At 60.9% G+C, this 16,327-nt stretch carries 19 protein-coding genes; 13 read left to right on the top strand and 6 right to left on the bottom strand.

Features of this window, described 5'->3' with window-relative positions; translation table 11 throughout:
- Genes IU367_RS17875 through cutA form a run of 3 tightly spaced genes read right to left on the bottom strand, consistent with a single transcriptional unit; the run spans position 1 to position 2,598 of the window.
- Positions 1-492 carry a GNAT family N-acetyltransferase gene (locus IU367_RS17875; RefSeq protein ID WP_274452603.1) on the bottom strand — a complete coding sequence of 164 codons (492 nt, stop codon included), beginning with the start codon at positions 490-492 and terminating at the stop codon, positions 1-3.
- Complete coding sequence (locus IU367_RS17870; RefSeq protein ID WP_274452601.1) at positions 482-2,284, bottom strand: protein-disulfide reductase DsbD; 1,803 nt, start codon at positions 2,282-2,284, stop codon at positions 482-484. Before IU367_RS17870 ends, IU367_RS17875 begins: the two co-directional genes overlap by 11 nt.
- Entirely contained in the window at positions 2,281-2,598 is a 318-nt protein-coding gene (cutA, locus tag IU367_RS17865; RefSeq protein WP_274452599.1) for a divalent-cation tolerance protein CutA, read from the bottom strand. Before cutA ends, IU367_RS17870 begins: the two co-directional genes overlap by 4 nt.
- A 193-nt stretch (positions 2,599-2,791) precedes the next feature.
- Between cutA and IU367_RS17860 the strand changes: the two genes are divergently transcribed.
- On the top strand, positions 2,792-3,133 hold the full coding sequence (locus tag IU367_RS17860) for a hypothetical protein (protein ID WP_042872738.1): 342 nt from the start codon (positions 2,792-2,794) through the stop codon (positions 3,131-3,133).
- Positions 3,134-3,228: 95 nt separating this feature from the next.
- On the opposite strand, the gene IU367_RS17855 is transcribed toward IU367_RS17860, so the two are convergent.
- Entirely contained in the window at positions 3,229-3,666 is a 438-nt protein-coding gene (locus tag IU367_RS17855) for a PACE efflux transporter (RefSeq protein ID WP_043142200.1), read from the bottom strand.
- A 138-nt stretch (positions 3,667-3,804) separates the two neighbouring features.
- Here IU367_RS17855 and IU367_RS17850 point away from each other — a divergent pair, with 138 nt between their 5' ends.
- Positions 3,805-4,692 carry a LysR family transcriptional regulator gene (locus IU367_RS17850; RefSeq protein ID WP_043142196.1) on the top strand — a complete coding sequence of 296 codons (888 nt, stop codon included), beginning with the start codon at positions 3,805-3,807 and terminating at the stop codon, positions 4,690-4,692.
- A 21-nt stretch (positions 4,693-4,713) separates the two neighbouring features.
- On the opposite strand, the gene ygfZ is transcribed toward IU367_RS17850, so the two are convergent.
- Positions 4,714-5,625, bottom strand: a complete 912-nt coding sequence (ygfZ, locus tag IU367_RS17845; RefSeq protein WP_274452597.1) for a tRNA-modifying protein YgfZ — start codon at positions 5,623-5,625, stop codon at positions 4,714-4,716.
- Positions 5,626-5,738: 113 nt separating this feature from the next.
- On the opposite strand from ygfZ, the gene sdhE reads away from it, so the two are divergent.
- Both sdhE and IU367_RS17835 read left to right on the top strand, forming a co-directional pair.
- Positions 5,739-6,008 (top strand): FAD assembly factor SdhE, encoded by a 270-nt coding sequence (gene sdhE, locus IU367_RS17840; RefSeq protein WP_042033786.1) that lies wholly within the window; start codon positions 5,739-5,741, stop codon positions 6,006-6,008.
- A gap of 18 nt (positions 6,009-6,026) precedes the next feature.
- Positions 6,027-6,404: a protein YgfX gene (locus tag IU367_RS17835; RefSeq protein ID WP_274452596.1), complete on the top strand. Its 378-nt coding sequence runs from the start codon at positions 6,027-6,029 to the stop codon at positions 6,402-6,404.
- Positions 6,405-6,566: 162 nt separating this feature from the next.
- Here IU367_RS17835 and nadB read toward each other — a convergent pair whose 3' ends face one another.
- Entirely contained in the window at positions 6,567-8,174 is a 1,608-nt protein-coding gene (gene nadB / locus IU367_RS17830; protein WP_043142188.1) for an L-aspartate oxidase, read from the bottom strand.
- Positions 8,175-8,356: 182 nt separating this feature from the next.
- Here nadB and rpoE point away from each other — a divergent pair, with 182 nt between their 5' ends.
- The 9 genes from rpoE (at position 8,357) to recO (ending at position 16,294) form a co-directional block, all read left to right on the top strand.
- The gene (gene rpoE, locus IU367_RS17825) at positions 8,357-8,938 is read left to right on the top strand and encodes an RNA polymerase sigma factor RpoE (protein ID WP_042033782.1); all 582 of its coding nucleotides are present in this window, start codon (positions 8,357-8,359) and stop codon (positions 8,936-8,938) included.
- A gap of 22 nt (positions 8,939-8,960) precedes the next feature.
- Positions 8,961-9,554 (top strand): RseA family anti-sigma factor, encoded by a 594-nt coding sequence (locus tag IU367_RS17820; protein WP_043142185.1) that lies wholly within the window; start codon positions 8,961-8,963, stop codon positions 9,552-9,554.
- Positions 9,555-9,575: 21 nt separating this feature from the next.
- A complete protein-coding gene (locus tag IU367_RS17815) occupies positions 9,576-10,556 on the top strand; it encodes a MucB/RseB C-terminal domain-containing protein (RefSeq protein WP_098980705.1) in 981 nt (326 codons plus the stop codon).
- Positions 10,557-10,649: 93 nt separating this feature from the next.
- Positions 10,650-11,111 (top strand): SoxR reducing system RseC family protein, encoded by a 462-nt coding sequence (locus tag IU367_RS17810; protein ID WP_098980704.1) that lies wholly within the window; start codon positions 10,650-10,652, stop codon positions 11,109-11,111.
- A 118-nt stretch (positions 11,112-11,229) separates the two neighbouring features.
- Entirely contained in the window at positions 11,230-13,023 is a 1,794-nt protein-coding gene (gene lepA / locus IU367_RS17805) for a translation elongation factor 4 (protein WP_043142180.1), read from the top strand.
- A 3-nt stretch (positions 13,024-13,026) separates the two neighbouring features.
- Positions 13,027-13,950 carry a signal peptidase I gene (gene lepB, locus IU367_RS17800; RefSeq protein ID WP_043142178.1) on the top strand — a complete coding sequence of 308 codons (924 nt, stop codon included), beginning with the start codon at positions 13,027-13,029 and terminating at the stop codon, positions 13,948-13,950.
- Positions 13,951-14,622, top strand: a complete 672-nt coding sequence (gene rnc, locus IU367_RS17795; protein ID WP_043142176.1) for a ribonuclease III — start codon at positions 13,951-13,953, stop codon at positions 14,620-14,622.
- 58 nt (positions 14,623-14,680) lie between these two features.
- Positions 14,681-15,586 (top strand): GTPase Era, encoded by a 906-nt coding sequence (gene era, locus IU367_RS17790; protein ID WP_043142174.1) that lies wholly within the window; start codon positions 14,681-14,683, stop codon positions 15,584-15,586.
- Positions 15,587-16,294, top strand: a complete 708-nt coding sequence (gene recO / locus IU367_RS17785; RefSeq protein ID WP_274452594.1) for a DNA repair protein RecO — start codon at positions 15,587-15,589, stop codon at positions 16,292-16,294.
- Positions 16,295-16,327 lie beyond the last annotated feature (33 nt).

The raw sequence follows: 16,327 nt of genomic DNA, 5'->3' as shown, positions 1-16,327 counted from the left end.
TCACGGCTCCAGAGTGCGTTCTAGCACTATGGCCTCGGCCCGATAGCCAGCCAGCTCGCGGCGATAGCTCTCGGTGAACCCTCTGCGCAGCCAAAAGGAGAGCGCTGTCTCGTTGCTGGCAATGACCGACAGGCGCAGCCTAGTTGCTCCCCAGGAGCGCGCCATCATGCAGGCGTGGAGATAAAGTGCTTGACCCCGGCCGGCACCTTGCCAGGGTTCGCCTACCAGTAACAGACCCAGATAGGCGGTAGCCGGGTCGGGATAGCCGTGCAGCAGGTCGACCACGGCGGTGAGCTCCCCCTCCTCCCAGAGGCCGATGAGATGCTTGTCAGAGAGCGGCAGGTCGGGCGGGCAAGCGAACAGCTCTTCTTCTCCTGCCAGCTCGGAGAGAGGGTCATGGCTCACCGCAGCTTGATAGGCCGGGGCCAGTTCGAACAGACGCTGCAAGGCCGGACCATCGGTTGCCTGCAGCCGACGCAACTCAGTTTGCATCGTTCACCCTATCGAGGTGGTCAGCAAATGCTTCCGGCCCCATAAAGCCGGTCACCCGCTGGCCGCTCACCTCGTTGCCGGCGCGGTCGAAGAAGATCAGGGTCGGCAGCCCCAGCACGTTGAGGCCGTTGAGCAGCTCCACATCGGCATCGTCGTTGGCGGTGACGTCCGCCTGCAGCAGCACCATCTGGCCGAAGCGCTCGCGCACGGCGGGATCGCTGAAGGTCTTGTGCTCGAACTCCTTGCAGGCCACGCACCAGTCGGCATAGAGATCCAGCAGCACCGGCTTGCCGCGGGCGGCGGCCAGCCGCATCTTGAGATCATCCAGCGTCTTGATGCGGATAAACTGCGGCGACTCGCGCTGAGTGCTCGCGGTGGTATCCTGGCTTGGCAGCAGCAGATCCTTGCCCACCACCACGGCACTGATCATCGCCAGCAGCAGCACGAAGCCGCGCAGGCTGCGAGCCACCGAGTGGCTCTGATGCTGGTTGTGATGGTAGAGGTAGCCGCACAGCACCAATCCCCAACCCAGCCAGGCCAGGGTGGCCATCTGATCGCTCCACAGTCGTGACAGCAGCAGTATGGGCACCGCCAGCAGCGCAAAACCAAAGAGTTGCTTGATCACGTCCATCCAGGCGCCGGCCCTGGGCAGCAGCTTGCCGCCCGAGGTGCCGAGCAGCAGCAGCGGCAACCCCATCCCCAGCGACAGGGCATAGAGGGCCGCGCCGCCGAGCCAGAGGTCGCCGCTCTGGGCCACGTAGATCAGTGCGCCGGAGAGCGGGGCCGTGGTGCAGGGGGAGCAGACCAGGCCGGAGATCATCCCCATGATACCGACTCCGAGCACAGAGCCGCCCTGCTGGCGGTTGGAGAGGACGGACAGCCGGGTCTGCAGGCTGCTCGGCAGTTGCAGGGTGTAGAGCCCGAACATGGAGAGTGCCAGCAGCACGAACATGACGGAGAGCCCGATCAGCACATAGGGGTGCTGCAGCGCCGCCTGGAATTTCAAACCCGCCGACGCCACCACCAGCCCGAGCAGGGTATAGGTGACCGCCATCCCCTGCACATAGACGAAGGAGAGCAGGAAGGCGCGGCGGGTGGAGAGGCTATGACCCGCCCCGGCTATGATGCCGGTCAGTATGGGATACATGGGGAAGACGCAGGGGGTGAAGGCGAGGCCGAGCCCCAGCGCGAAGAAGGCGGCTATGCTGAGCCAGAATCCCTGGCTACCGAGGGCGGCGGCCAGCTGATCCTGCTGGCTGCTGGCCGGGGCACCTGCGGCTTCCTCCATGCTGGCCTGCGCGACATCGCTGGTGCTGGCCACCATGGGCTGTACCGCAATCTGCTTGTCGGTGGGCGGGTAGCAGAGGCCGTCGGTACAGCCCTGATAGCTGACGGTGAGGCTGGCCTGCTGGCCCGCCTCGGTCAGGGTGACGGGGATCTGCACCTCCCGGTAGTAGACCCGGGTCTTGCCGAAGAAGTCATCCTGATGCTCGTCACCTGCGGGCAAGACGGGTTCGCTGAAGGCGAGGTTCTCGCCCTTGAAACGGAAGCTGTGGCGATAGAGGTAGTAGTCATCGGCGATGCGCAGGGTCAGCAGCAACTGCTTGCCCTGCTGTTCACTCTCGAGCACGAAGGCGTCGTCGACTTTCAGAAACTTGGGCTGGGCGTTTGCCTCGATACCGAGAGCGCTCAGCAGACTGTCACTGCCGGCCTGAACCGGCGTCGCACTCAGGGTGGACAGCAGCAGGGCGGAGAGCACAAGCAGGGGGGATAGCAGGCGAGACAGCGTCATGAGGTTTCCTGTGTTAACCAGTCGAGATAGGGCTGATGGCCCTGGCTTGTCGGGAGTGCCAGGATCTCCGGCACCTCATAGGGGTGATGGCTGAGGATGCATTGGCGCAAGAGTTCGAACAGGGAGGCCCGCGACTTGATGATGAGCTGGATCTCCCGTGCCCGCTCGAGCTTCCCCTGCCAGCGATAGACGGAGGTGAGACCGGGCACTTGATTGATGCAGGCCGCCAGCCGCTGGTTCAGCAGTTGTTCGCTGATGAGGTCGGCACTGGCCTCATCCGGGCAGGTGCAGAGCACCAGAATGGCATCTGTCATGGTGAAATTTCTCGTCCGTGCGGGGCGGCCAGGCGCCCGTAAACCAGTGGCTACTATACCTAGCGACGGGGCAAATAGCATCTGGCGGCCTTTATCGGCTCGACATGAAAATAAGTGGGGGGCATGAGATAGACGCTGTCAAAGGGACAGGGCAGAATGAGCGGGCTTGTTCCCATTCGACGTAAGGAAATGTATGACCCAACAGAATGAGCAGCAGAGAAACCGCATGTTGAGCCTGTTGCGCGAAGGTGAGCGCCGTATGTTGGTACAACTGGCCGGTCTGCTGCGTACCAGTGCCGATGAAATCAATGCCGAACTGGAAAAAGAGGAGCTGCTGGCTGCCCTGGAGCAACCCGTCACGGTGGAGTATCTCAACGGCGTGGTGCAACACCATCTGTTCGAGCGTCTGCACAAGGGTGACATGGTGGCGGCCCAGCGCCTGCTGAACCAGTACCAGAGCGACCTTGAGGCCATGCTGACCCAGGAGTCGGCCGAGGCGGATGCCCCGACCGAAGAGCTGAAGGCGCAAGCCTGAAGGCTGCGGCAGGCCCGACTGGCTTGCCCTCCTCCAGCACCATCATGCCAGTCGCATGATGGTGCCTCCTTGTTCCTGCCCTGTTTTCCTGTCGTTTAACCCAGAGCGTTCTGCTGCACCTGACCCGGTATCGGGAACACCTTGTCATAGCTCCAGTTGTAGATGAAGGCGTAGACCAGGTAGAACAGCACGAAGCCCAGATCCAGCACCAGCGCCTCCAGCATACTGATCTCGAGCCACCAGGCCATTACCGGCAGGGCGACAAACAGCAGGCCTCCTTCAAAGCCCATGGCATGCCATACCCGCTGCCACATCGTCTTGTGGGTGTGGCCCTGATACTTGAGCAGCAGTTTGTCCACGCCGATGTTGTAGACGTAGTTCCAGACGGTGGCGAGCACCGAGAAGAACAACGCCAGCGGCCCCATATGGTTGAGTCCTACGCCAGTGATCCAGCTTGCCAGGGGGGCGGCGATCAGCAGGCCAATCAGTTCGAAGCCAATGGCGTGGCGCAGGCGGTCACGGGTATTACGCATGGTCTGTCTCTCTCTATCTATCTGTGTCTGAGTGTTTATGGCGGCCAATTTACCGCGAATTTCTGATAGGTTCACGTTGGTATCTATCGCTAAAATAGATAGATTGGCGTGCTGCCAGGTCATGACAGGAGCAATCGAATGAACCCTTCGCTGGAACAACTCAAGGCGCTGCTGGCGGCGGCAGAGACCGGCTCCTTCTCGGCGGCGGCCCGCAAGCTGGGCAAGGCGCAGTCGGTGGTCAGCACCGCCATCGCCAACCTGGAGATAGATCTCGGGCTGGAGCTGTTTGATCGCTCGGCCCGCTATCCCGTGCTGACGGAGGCGGGTACTCGTATCCACCAGGAAGCCTGCATCTTGCTGGCCCAAAGCGAGCGATTGCAGGCGATCGCCGGGGAGCTGGCCGCAGGCATAGAGTCGCGGCTCACCCTGGCCATCGACGATGATTCCCACCTGCCCTGGCTCGGCTCTTTGCTGGAGGAGTTCGCCACTCGTTACCCGGGTGTCGAACTGGAGCTGCTGTTTCCCCTGATGGAGGATGTGACCGAGCTGCTCAAGAGCGGTCGGGCCCAGCTTGGCATCAGCTACCAGAAGGAGCAGCCGGAGCGGGAGATAGCCTCTCGTTCGCTGGGCTCCGTCGGCATGCCGCTGGTGGTCTCCCCCGATCATCCGCTGGCCCACAGGATGCCGCTGCGAGAGATCGATCTGCAAGGGGCCCGCCAGCTGATGGTGACGGGACGGCGGGAGGGCACGGAGCGCCACCGCTTCCGCCTCTCGCCCCAGGTGTGGTGGATCGAGGGGGATCTCGGCATTCTGGAGCTGGTCAAATTGGGACTGGGGTGGGCGGCGATCCCCGATTTTCTGCTGCATCGGCCGCTGGCGCGGGGAGAGGTGGTGGTGCTCAAGCCGGATTTCATCGCCAAGGCAGCGCTGGAGCTGGAGCTGGAATTGCAGTGGCATCGCGCCCGCCCGCTCGGGCAGGCGGGGCGCTGGCTCAAGGAGGCTCTGCTGGCGCGGGTGCCTCGTTAGTGCCTCTTATTGCCGTTCGGGTCAGTCGATCAGAGGGTAGGGCAGGGCTTGCAGAGCGAGGCTGGAGGCCTCCTCCTGCTTGAAACGAAAACGGGCATCGGCCTCTGTATCCTTGGGCAGCACGGCCGTGATCCACACCTGACCAGCCTGTTGCCAGACGTTGAGCACCATGCCGCTGCGCCGCCAGTTGTCACCGAGCTGGATCTCCAGGGCATCGCCACAGGCGACGGGCTCGCTGGCGGTGCCGGCCAGCACGAACAGGGCGCGATTGTTGGCGCCGCGATACTTGGCGCGGGCGACTGTCTCCTGCCCCATGTAGCAGCCCTTGGTGAAGCTGATGCCATCCAGTGCCTGCAGGTTCAACATCTGGGGTATGTACTCCCCCTGATGCACGGCTTCCATATGCGGCATACCGGCCTTGATATCCAGCCCCCACCAGAGTGACTCGCTGCCGGCGGGCAGGTCCAGCTCCAGTGGTTGCTCGCTCACCAGCAGCCAGCGATCCGCTTCGATCCGTACCGCCATGCCCCCCTCGATGAGCCCGCTCTCGGTCAGGCCGAAGCGGGTGGCGATCCAGCCATCCGACCCCTGACCGGCCACGCCGACCGCCTGACCATGGTTCTCGCCTATCTCGACCTTGGCAAATACCGCAAACTTCTTGAGCTCGGGCAACTGACGCGTCAGCACTGAGGGCTTGGTCAGCAACAGCAGGCGATCGTTCAGGCAGAGCAGACGGAAGTCGCTCCACAGCTTGCCCTTGGCATCGCAGTGGCCGCCCAGCGTGCTTTGACCCGGTTGCAGGGCAGTGACGTCACAGGTGACCTGGCCTTGCAGATACTTGACGCGATCCGCACCGGTCAGGCTGGTGATGGCCAGGTCGGTCAGGGAGAAAAGGGTTGGCTCGGCAGGAAAAACAGGCGTTTGCAGGCTCACGATGGTATTCCAGAGACAGAAAGTATGTGAGCTGCATGGTAAAGACGTAAGGAATGTTTGTCAGCCGGAAAATCCAGCTGTTACCATCCCCGGGTCTTTGTAAGGAGAGTTCCATGTTGAGCCCAATTGAAAAATCCCGCCTGAAGTGGGCCTGCCGTCGTGGCATGCTCGAGCTGGATGTGATCTTTATGCCGTTCTTTGAACACGAGTTCGACAGCCTGAGCGATGAGCAGCAGCAGACCTTCATCCGTTTGCTGGAGAGCGATGACCCTGACCTGTTCAAGTGGTGCATGGGCCACGGCGTTCCGGCTGACCCCGCCTTTGCCGCCATGATCCCGCTGATCCTGGAGCGCAATCAGGCGCGCCACGACAGCCTGAGCTGATCCCGGATGCGGGTGGTCATGCCCGTCATTCCCTCCCGGCAGCAGCGCGTCCTGCTGCTGATCCTGTTTCTGCTGTTGTGGTGGCCGGTTGCCAGTCTGATCCATGGCTGGCAGTGGGCTCTGTGGTTGCCCTGCTGGCTGATAGGGGGCTGGCTGGCCTGGTGCAGCACCCGTCACAGTGCCGGTTCACTGGCGTGGGATGGGCAATGGCTGGAATGGCAGGGCCGTCGCTACCAACTGGGCGCGCGCAGCCGCATCCTGCCAGGGGCACTCTGGTTGCAACTGGTAACAGGGGATGGGCTCTATGCTCGTCTCTGGCTCTTCTCCGACGCGCTCGCGCCGGAACACTACAGGGCGCTGGCCCGCGCCATCCGGCTCGCTCCGCCCGCCCGTTAATCGTTTCGCCTGTTTCTCCCCTTCTCCCTCATAACAAATGACCCCGCCGGGGCGAGGTCATCTGGGGGACGGCTAGCGGGCCATTACTCCCGTTCCGGCGTCAGTACCTTGGGCTTGGAGTCCGGCTGCATGTCCGGGTAGTCCGGGATATGGGGTGCAGGATCACTCCCGCTCCGGGGTCAGTACCGTCGGCTTGGAGTCCGGCTGCATGTCCGGATAATCCAGGTTGTAGTGCAGACCGCGGGACTCCTTGCGCTGCAGTGCGCAGTTGACGATGAGCTCGGCCACCTGCAGCAGGTTGCGCAGCTCCAGCAAGTTGTTGGAGACGCGGAAGTGGGCGTAGTACTCCTGCACCTCCTGCTTGAGCAGATCGATGCGGCGCTTGGCGCGGGCCAGGCGTTTGTTGGTACGCACTATCCCCACATAGTCCCACATCATCAGCCGCAGCTCGTGCCAGTTGTGCTGGATCACGACCTGTTCGTCCGAGTCGTCCACCTTGCTCTCATCCCAGGCGGGCAGATGGGGCGGTTCCACGCTCATGGGCAGCTTGGCCATGATGTCGGCTCCCGCCTGATGGGCATAGACCACGCACTCGAGCAGGGAGTTGGAGGCCATGCGGTTGGCGCCGTGCAGCCCCGTATAGGTCACTTCACCTATGGCGTAGAGACCGGGTATGTCGGTCTGGCCGTTGTTGTCTATCATCACGCCGCCACAGGTGTAGTGGGCCGCCGGGACTATGGGCATCGGCTCCTTGGTGATGTCGATGCCGACCGCGAGGCAGCGCTCGTGGATGGTCGGGAAGTGTTTGATGATGAAGTCGGCGGGTTTGTGGCTGATGTCCAGATACATGCAGTCGGCACCGAGGCGTTTCATCTCGTGGTCGATGGCGCGGGCGACTATGTCCCGCGGGGCCAGCTCGGCCCGCTCGTCGAACTCCAGCATGAAGCGGCTGCCGTCGGGGCGGCGCAGATAGGCCCCTTCCCCGCGCAGGGCTTCGGTCAGCAGGAAGTTGGGGTCATCGGGGTGGAACAGGCTGGTGGGGTGGAACTGGTTGAACTCCAGGTTCGCCACCCGGCAGCCGGCGCGCCATGCCATGGCGATGCCGTCGCCCGAACTCACGTCCGGGTTGGAGGTGTACTGATACACCTTGGAGGCACCGCCGGTGGCCAGCGCCACGAAGCGGGCGCGGATCACCTCGACCTGCTCGGCGTTGCGGTTCCAGACGTAGGCGCCCAGCACCTTGTTGCCCGGCAGATTCAGCTTGCGGGTGGTGATGAGGTCGACCGCGTTGAAGCGCTCCATCAGCTGGATATTGGGGTGGGAGCGCACCTGATCGATCAGGGTGAGCTGCACCGCCTTGCCGGTGGCATCGGCCGCGTGGAAGATGCGGCGATGGCTGTGGCCCCCTTCGCGGGTCAGGTGATAGTGGGATTCGCCCTCGGCGTCCTCCTCCTGATCGAAGGGAACTCCCTGCTGGATCAGCCACTGGATGGATTCACGGGCGTTGCGGGCGGTGAACTCCACCACGGCCGGGTCACACAACCCGGCCCCGGCGTTGAGCGTGTCGCTCACGTGGGATTCGATGCTGTCGGTTTCGTCGAAAACGGCAGCGATGCCTCCTTGCGCATAGAGAGTGGCCCCCTCACTGATGGGCCCCTTGCTCAGAACCAGGACTTTGGCCTGGTCTGCCAACCGCAACGCGAGGGACAGACCAGCGGCACCGCTGCCAATGATCAGTACATCGCAAAGGTATTCAACACTTGCTTTCATAAGTATCATTGGCCTGGATTAAGAACTGGCACCATGGTAGCCCAAGCGAGGGCGGTGATGCAGCCTGCGTCACATTTTTTTCAATGCAACCGAACTTTCCCTGATTCCTCCTGTCTGAACTTGTGCGCTTAGGAAGGGCCGGAAAAGAAAAACGATAACCTGATGGGGGTTTTACGGCTCTGATGAGCGACCAGAATCTACTGGACGAACAGCTGGTTGAACGGGTCCAGCGTGGCGATAAAAATGCATTCAACCTGTTGGTAAAAAAATACCAGCATAAAGTGGTCAACCTGGTTGCCAGGTATGTCAACAATCCGGGCGATGTGCCGGATGTGGCGCAGGAGGCATTTATCAAAGCCTACCGGGCGTTGCCGACATTCCGTGGCGAGAGCGCGTTTTACACCTGGTTGTACCGAATCGCCGTGAATACGGCCAAAAATTATCTGACCTCTCAGGGGCGCAGGCCGCCCAGCAGTGATGTAGAGGCGGACGAGGCAGAATACTATGGTGGTGGCGAAGCCTTGCAAGAGGTCGCAACACCGGAAAACCTGGCGCTGACCGACGAGATCAAGCGCACCGTGTTTTCCGCCATAGAAGCTTTGCCTGAAGACTTGAGGACAGCCATCACCCTTCGTGAACTGGAAGGGCTGAGCTATGAAGAGATTGCCGAAATCATGGATTGCCCTGTGGGTACGGTGAGATCCCGTATTTTCCGGGCGAGGGAAGCAATCGATAAAAAGCTGAAACCTCTGATCGAGAATTAACTGGGGAAAGACAGGTTAACTTATGGCAACTAAAGAGCAACTCTCGGCCCTGATGGATGGTGACTTGAGCGATGTTGAGGTTCTGAGCGAGCTGGGAATGGATCCGGCGCTGCAAGATACCTGGTCTCGTTACCACCTGATCGGTGATGCCATGCGGGGGGACCTGCCGGTCAATCTGCAGCTGGATCTCAGTGACAGCATAATGGCTGCGCTGGAAGACGAGCCCACCATACTGGCGCCCAAGCCGGTGGAGAGCAAGCCAGCTGCACCACAGGTTCATACCGGCGCCAAGGTGGTTCCGCTGTTCCGTCGGGTCGGTCAACAGGTGGGGCAATACGCCATCGCCGCGTCGGTCGCCGCCGCCGTCATCTTCGGGGTGCAGCAGTATCAGGGTCATGACGGTATACCGACCAACCCTGTGCTCAACACCATTCCTGTCGGTGGCAGTGCCTCGCCGGTGAGCGTGCACTACCCGCAGGATGGCAACCGGGCGACCGCCCGCCAGCAAGGGTTGAGTGAGCAACAGATGCAGGAGCAGCGTGAGCGCATCAATGCCTTCCTGCGTGACCATCAGTTGCAACAGCGTCTGCTGCAAGACAAGCAGATTCAGGAATAACGCATTTTTAGGGATCAGATCGTGCGCCAGTCCAGCCGTATTTTGCTGGCCTCTCTCCTGCTGATTTGTGCCAAGGCCTCGGCCGACGATAAGTCGGCCGAGGCCTTGTTGCAGCAGATGCAGAGTGCCGTCTCGCAACAGAATTTCGAATTATCCATGGTCAAGGCCCGTCAGGGGCGCCTCGAACCCATGCGTTTCAGTCATGGGGTGATCGATGGCAAGGAGGTGGCCCACCTGAGCTACCTGGACGGCAAGACCATAGAGTACCTGCAGCGCCAGGACGAGTTCACCTTCTTCGAAAATACCCATGAACCCTACACCCTCAAGGGCGCCCGTTTCCCCGGTGTCTGGGCCACTCTGGTGAAGATGCCGCTGCCCCGGGTGCTGGAAAGCTATGACCCCGTGCTGGCCGGCCGCAGCCGGGTAGCCGGTCTGGTGGCGCAGGTGGTCAGGCTGGTGCCCAAAGAGGCGGACAAGTATGGCTTCGTGCTCTGGGTCGATGAGCAGAGCCAGCTGTTGCTGCGGGTGGACATGGTGGATCGGGAAGGCAACCTGGTCGAGCAGGTGCTGGGCGTGGATCTGGACAGGCAGAATGCCCCCGCGCCCTGGCTGGTGAAATTGGCCGGCAGCAAGCTGCCCCAGGCACTGGCGCTGGAGGATGCCTACCCGGCGCCGCAGCAGACGCTGAACTGGCATCTCACCTGGTTGCCGGATGGTTTCAAGGTATTGTCTCAGGACAGGCACCAGCTGGTGACCACCAGCCTGCCGGTGGATTACATGATGCTCTCCGATGGTCTGGTGGATCTCTCCGTCTATGTGGCCAGGGTCGATCCCAAGCAGGCGGTGCGCCAGCAGTTGATCCGCCAGGGGGCGACCTCGCTGGTGAGCTACGTCAACGACGTGGGGGTCGAGATTACCGTGGTGGGCGAAGTGCCGGCCGAAACGGCAAAACGCATCGCCGAGTCGGTGCAGCCTCTGGCCCGCAATGAGACTGTACAGTAGTCGTATTTGCACTCCCGCTTGCTCAAGCGGGGCAGTCATGTTCAGATTGGGTCAATCTGTCCCTCGTTATTGTGGAAACGTCTTGTGAGTGAAATGAGCGAAGAGCTGGCGACCGTGGTGGCCATTGATGGACAACATGCCTGGGTGGAGTGCGAACGGCGCTCCGCCTGCAGCGGTTGTCATCAACAGTCCAACTGCGGTACCGGCACGGTTGCCAAGGCGTTTCCGATGAAGCAGCAACGGCTGCGGGTTGCCCTTACCGCCGAGGTGAGCGTCGGTCAGCAGATCCGGCTCGGCATTCCCCAGGCGAGCATACTGCGGGGCGCCGCCCTGGTTTATGTGTTGCCACTGTTCTGTCTGCTGGCGGGCGCCCTGCTTGGTCAGCTCTGGTTGGCGCCCTTGTTGGCGGGCGGGGAGGGGATCACCATCCTCAGCTGCCTGCTGGGTGGCCTAGTCGGATTTTCACTGGTTCGTTACTTTTCCACTCGACTCGATCAGGGGGCATATGGCCCTCGCATGCTGGGTGTGGTACTCCATACCCGCAACCTCTCCTGACCGTGCAGGCCTGTATTTCTGGTGCTCCGTCGACTAAAGATTGGCCGTCGACCGGGTTATCCAGTAAAATCCTGCCTCCATATCCGGCCCTAACCTAATTTTGAGTGATTCTTGCTCGATGAAACACATTCGTAACTTTTCGATTATTGCGCACATCGACCACGGTAAATCGACCCTGTCGGACCGTCTGATCCAGACTTGCGGCGGGCTGTCCTCCCGCGAGATGCAGGCTCAGGTGCTTGACTCCATGGACCTGGAGCGCGAGCGCGGCATTACCATCAAAGCACAGAGTGTGACCCTGAACTACCAGGCACAAGACGGTAACACCTACCAGCTGAACTTTATCGACACCCCGGGCCACGTAGATTTCTCCTACGAAGTCTCCCGCTCATTGGCGGCCTGTGAAGGGGCGCTGCTGGTGGTAGATGCCGGCCAGGGGGTTGAGGCACAGACTCTGGCCAACTGCTACACCGCCATGGAAATGGAGCTGGAAGTGGTGCCGGTGCTGAACAAGATTGACCTGCCGGCCGCAGAACCCGAGCGGGTTGCCGAGGAGATCGAAGACATAGTCGGCATCGACGCCATCGATGCGGTGCGCTGCTCCGCCAAGACTGGCCTGGGTGTCGATCTCGTGCTGGAAGAGATAGTGGCTCGCATCCCGGCGCCGGTCGGTGATCCCGATGCACCGCTGCAGGCGCTGATCATCGACTCCTGGTTCGACTCCTATCTGGGCGTCGTCTCTCTGGTGCGGATCAAAAACGGTTCGCTCAAGAAGAACGACAAGATCAAGGTAATGAGCACCGGTCAGGTGTGGGGTGTCGATCGTATCGGTATCTTCACGCCCAAGCAGGTGGATACTCAGGGCCTGGGTTGTGGCGAGGTAGGTTGGGTCGTCTGCGGCATCAAGGACATCCACGGCGCCCCTGTGGGCGATACCCTGACGCAAGCCAAGAACGGCGCCGAAAAAGCGCTGGCGGGTTTCAAGAAGGTGAAGCCGCAGGTGTATGCGGGTCTGTTCCCCATCTCCAGCGATGACTACGAGTCGTTCCGTGATGCCCTCGACAAACTGTCCCTGAACGATGCCTCCCTGTTCTTCGAACCTGAGAGCTCCACCGCGCTGGGCTTCGGCTTCCGTTGTGGCTTCCTCGGCATGCTGCACATGGAGATCATCCAGGAGCGTCTGGAGCGGGAATACGATCTGGATCTCATCACCACGGCGCCGACCGTGGTCTATGAAATCGAGCTGAACAATGGCGACACCATCCATATCGACAGCCCGTCCGCCATGCCTCCGGTGAACAACATCAAGGAGATGCGTGAGCCCATCGCCGAGTGCAACATTCTGTTGCCGCAGGAGTACATGGGCAACGTCATCACCCTCTGCATCGAGAAGCGTGGCGTGCAGACCAACATGGTCTATCACGGCAACCAGGTCGCACTGACCTATGAAATCCCGATGGCGGAAGTGGTGCTCGACTTCTTCGATCGCCTCAAATCCACCAGCCGTGGTTACGCCTCGCTGGATTATGGTTTCAAGCGCTTTGAAACCTCCGAAATGGTGCGTCTGGACATCATGATCAACGGTGAGCGCGTCGATGCGCTGGCCATCATCACCCACAAGGAGAACGCCCAGTATCGCGGTCGCCAGGTGGTGGAGAAGATGCGTGAGCTGATCCCGCGCCAGATGTTTGATATCGCCATTCAGGCTTCTATCGGCAACCAGATTATCGCCCGCAGCACCGTCAAGGCGCTGCGCAAGGACGTGACCGCCAAGTGCTACGGTGGTGACGTGAGCCGGAAGAAGAAGCTGCTGAACAAGCAGAAAGAAGGCAAGAAGCGGATGAAGTCCCTGGGCCGTGTCGACGTGCCGCAGGAGGCGTTCCTCGCAATTCTTCATGTAGGAAAGGATTAATCGATGGCAAGCACGTTTTCCCTGATCCTGGTGGTGGTCTGCGCGATCACCGGTGTTATCTGGTGTCTGGACAAGATGATCTGGTCCAAGCAGCGGGCCGCCAAGATTGCCGTGGCCCGTGCCCATGGCGGCGCCCATCTGGATGAGAAAACCCTGGCCAAGGTTGCCCCCATGCCGGTCTGGATCGAACAGACCGCTGGTGTCTTCCCGGTCATCACGCTCGTGCTGATCTTGCGTTCGTTCATCTTCGAACCGTTCCAGATCCCGTCTGGCTCCATGATGCCCACCCTGCTGGTGGGCGATTTCATCCTGGTGCAGAAGTTTGCCTATGGCCTCAAGGATCCGGTGACCAACACCAAGTTCCTCGAGACTGGCGAACCCAAGCGCGGGGATGTGGTGGTGTTCAAGTATCCGCTGGATACCCGGGTGGACTACATCAAGCGGGTGGTCGGCATGCCGGGTGACAGGGTCATCTATCGCAACAAGGAGCTGATGATCCGGCCCAAGTGCGAGGAGCAGGAAGGGAAAACGTGCCCGGGCTTCCAGAAGCTCGACGTCAAGTTTGAACAAAGGGGTGAATTTACCCAGATGGGGATCCCGCTTGACCGCTATACCGAGCAGCTGGGTGAGGTGTCTCACGAGACCCTTCGCAACCCGCTGATGCCCGATATGGTCGGCCGTTATTATCGCCAGCCCGGCACTTACCCCGACGAGTGGGTGGTGCCGGAAGGTCAGTACTTCGTGATGGGTGATAACCGTGACAACAGTACCGACAGCCGTTTCTGGGGCTTTGTGCCCGAACAGAACCTGGTCGGCAAGGCGGTCGCCATCTGGATAAGTTTTGAATTCGAGCGCGAAGAAGGCTCCCTGCTGCCAAGTTGGGTACCGACAGGTGTGCGCTTCAACCGCATTGGCGGAATCAAGTAAATGAATATCAAAATGAACAGACTGCAGTCCCGTCTCGGGCATGTCTTTCGCGATCAGGAATTGTTGACCCGGGCGCTGACTCACCGTAGCGCCGGTTCCCGTCACAATGAGCGACTGGAATTTTTGGGAGACTCCATTTTGAGTCTGGTGATTGCCGATGCTCTGTTCCACCGCTTCCCGCAAGCGGCGGAAGGGGATCTCAGCCGGATGCGCGCCACCCTGGTGCGCGAGAAGACCCTGGCCGAACTGGGCCGGGAGTTTGACCTCGGGGATCACCTGATCCTCGGGCCAGGCGAACTCAAGAGCGGCGGTTTCCGCCGCGAATCCATTCTGGCCGATACGGTCGAGGCGGTGATCGGCGCCGTCTATCTGGATACTGATCTTGAGGCGGTGCGGGTGCTGCTGCTGAGCTGGTATGCCAGCCGTCTGGACGAAATCAAACCAGGCATAGAGCAGAAGGATCCCAAGACCCGCCTGCAAGAAATTTTGCAGGGAAGCCGCAAATCCCTGCCGACCTACACTGTGACCAACGTCAAGGGCGAGGCCCACAACCAGGAATTCACAGTCCAGTGCGACGTGGAAGGCCTGGATGGTCCGCTGGTCGGGGTCGGTACCAGTCGTCGCAAGGCCGAACAGGCGGCGGCGCAGCAAGCATTGGAAAGACTGTCATGACTGCTATTGATGCAAGAGGCCGCGGTCTTTCAACACAACAGGCATTGGAAAAACTGTCATGACAGATACAGATACCACCTATTGCGGCTTTGTCGCCATCGTGGGCCGCCCCAACGTGGGCAAGTCCACCCTGCTCAACAAGCTGCTCGGCCAGAAGGTCAGCATCACCTCGAAGAAACCCCAGACCACCCGTCACCGGATTTTGGGGATCGACACCGAGGAGAACCATCAGACCATCTATGTGGATACCCCGGGCCTGCACATCGAAGAGAAGCGGGCCATCAACCGCCTGATGAACCGCGCCGCCACCAGTTCGCTGGGGGATGTGGCCATGGTGGTGTTCGTGGTCGACGGCACTCACTGGACCAAGGATGACGAGATGGTGCTCGGCAAGTTGCGCCATCTGCCCTGTCCCGTGGTGCTGGCGGTCAACAAGATCGACAACGTCAAGGACAAGGAAGACCTGCTGCCCCACCTGGAGTGGCTGGGCCAGCAGATGAAGTTCTCCCATATCCTGCCCATCAGCGCCGAGAAGGGCACCAACGTGGAGAAGATCCGCGAGTGGTCCAAGGATCTGCTGCCGGAGAACAACTTCTTCTTCCCGGAAGATTACGTGACCGACCGCTCTTCCCGCTTCATGGCCTCCGAGATCATCCGCGAGAAGCTGATGCGTTTCACCGGTGAGGAGCTGCCTTACTCCGTGACCGTGGAGATCGAGCGCTTCAAGGTGGAAGAGAGCGGCATCTATCACATCAACGCCCTGATCCTGGTGGAGCGCGATGGCCAGAAGAAGATGGTCATCGGCAACAAGGGTGAGAAGATCAAGACCATAGGCACAGAGGCACGCATCGACATGGAACGCCTGTTCCAGAACAAGGTGTTCCTTGAGCTGTGGGTCAAGGTCAAGGCGGGCTGGGCCGACGATGAGCGCGCCCTGCGCAGTCTCGGCTATGGCGATGACTGATTGCTGAGTCCAGCCTTCGTCATCCACAGTCGGCCCTATCGGGAGACCAGTCAGCTGGTCGAGGTGTTTACCCAGGATAGTGGCCGATTTACCCTGGTGGCTCGCGGTTCTCGCGGGCCACGCTCCCCTCTGAAGGGGCTGCTTCAACCTTTTTCCCTGCTCACCATCAGCTGGCGCGGCAAGGGGGACCTCAAGAATCTCGTCCAGGTCGAATGTCCGGATCACTCCTTGCGACTCGGGGGCGATCGCCTCTTCTACGGCCTCTACCTCAACGAGCTGGTCTACTACCTGCTGGAAGCCCATACCCCCTTTCCCGAGGTGTTCGACGCCTATGCCCGTGCCCTGATGGCGCTGGCGGATGGCGAGACGCCCGAGCTGCCGCTGCGCCGCTTCGAGTTCCTGCTGTTGCAGGCGCTTGGCTATGCGGTGGACTTCGAGTACGCCGCCGATGACGAGTCCGCGATCCAGCCCGAGCAGCTCTACGGCTTCGAGCGCGAATTGGGCTTTGTCGCTTGCGAGCGGGCGCCGGATCCCCGTACCCTGTTCCTCGGTGCCCACCTGCTGGCCTTCGCCGAGGGGCGATTCGATACCCCTCCCTTGCTGCAGGCGGCCAAGCGTTTCAGCCGGCTGGCGCTCCAGCCCTATCTGGGAAAACGCCAGTTAAAGAGCCGGGAGCTGTTCTTGAAGCGCAAAGCCAGCACACAGTGACATATGGATATCCGCGCTGACGCCAAGGCGGCA

Origin of the sequence: Aeromonas bestiarum (assembly GCF_028751155.1) — a bacterium.
Classification (GTDB): Bacteria; Pseudomonadota; Gammaproteobacteria; order Enterobacterales; family Aeromonadaceae; genus Aeromonas; species Aeromonas bestiarum.
Note: the sequence above shows the minus strand (reverse complement) of the source record. Positions and strands in the feature narration are given on the sequence as shown.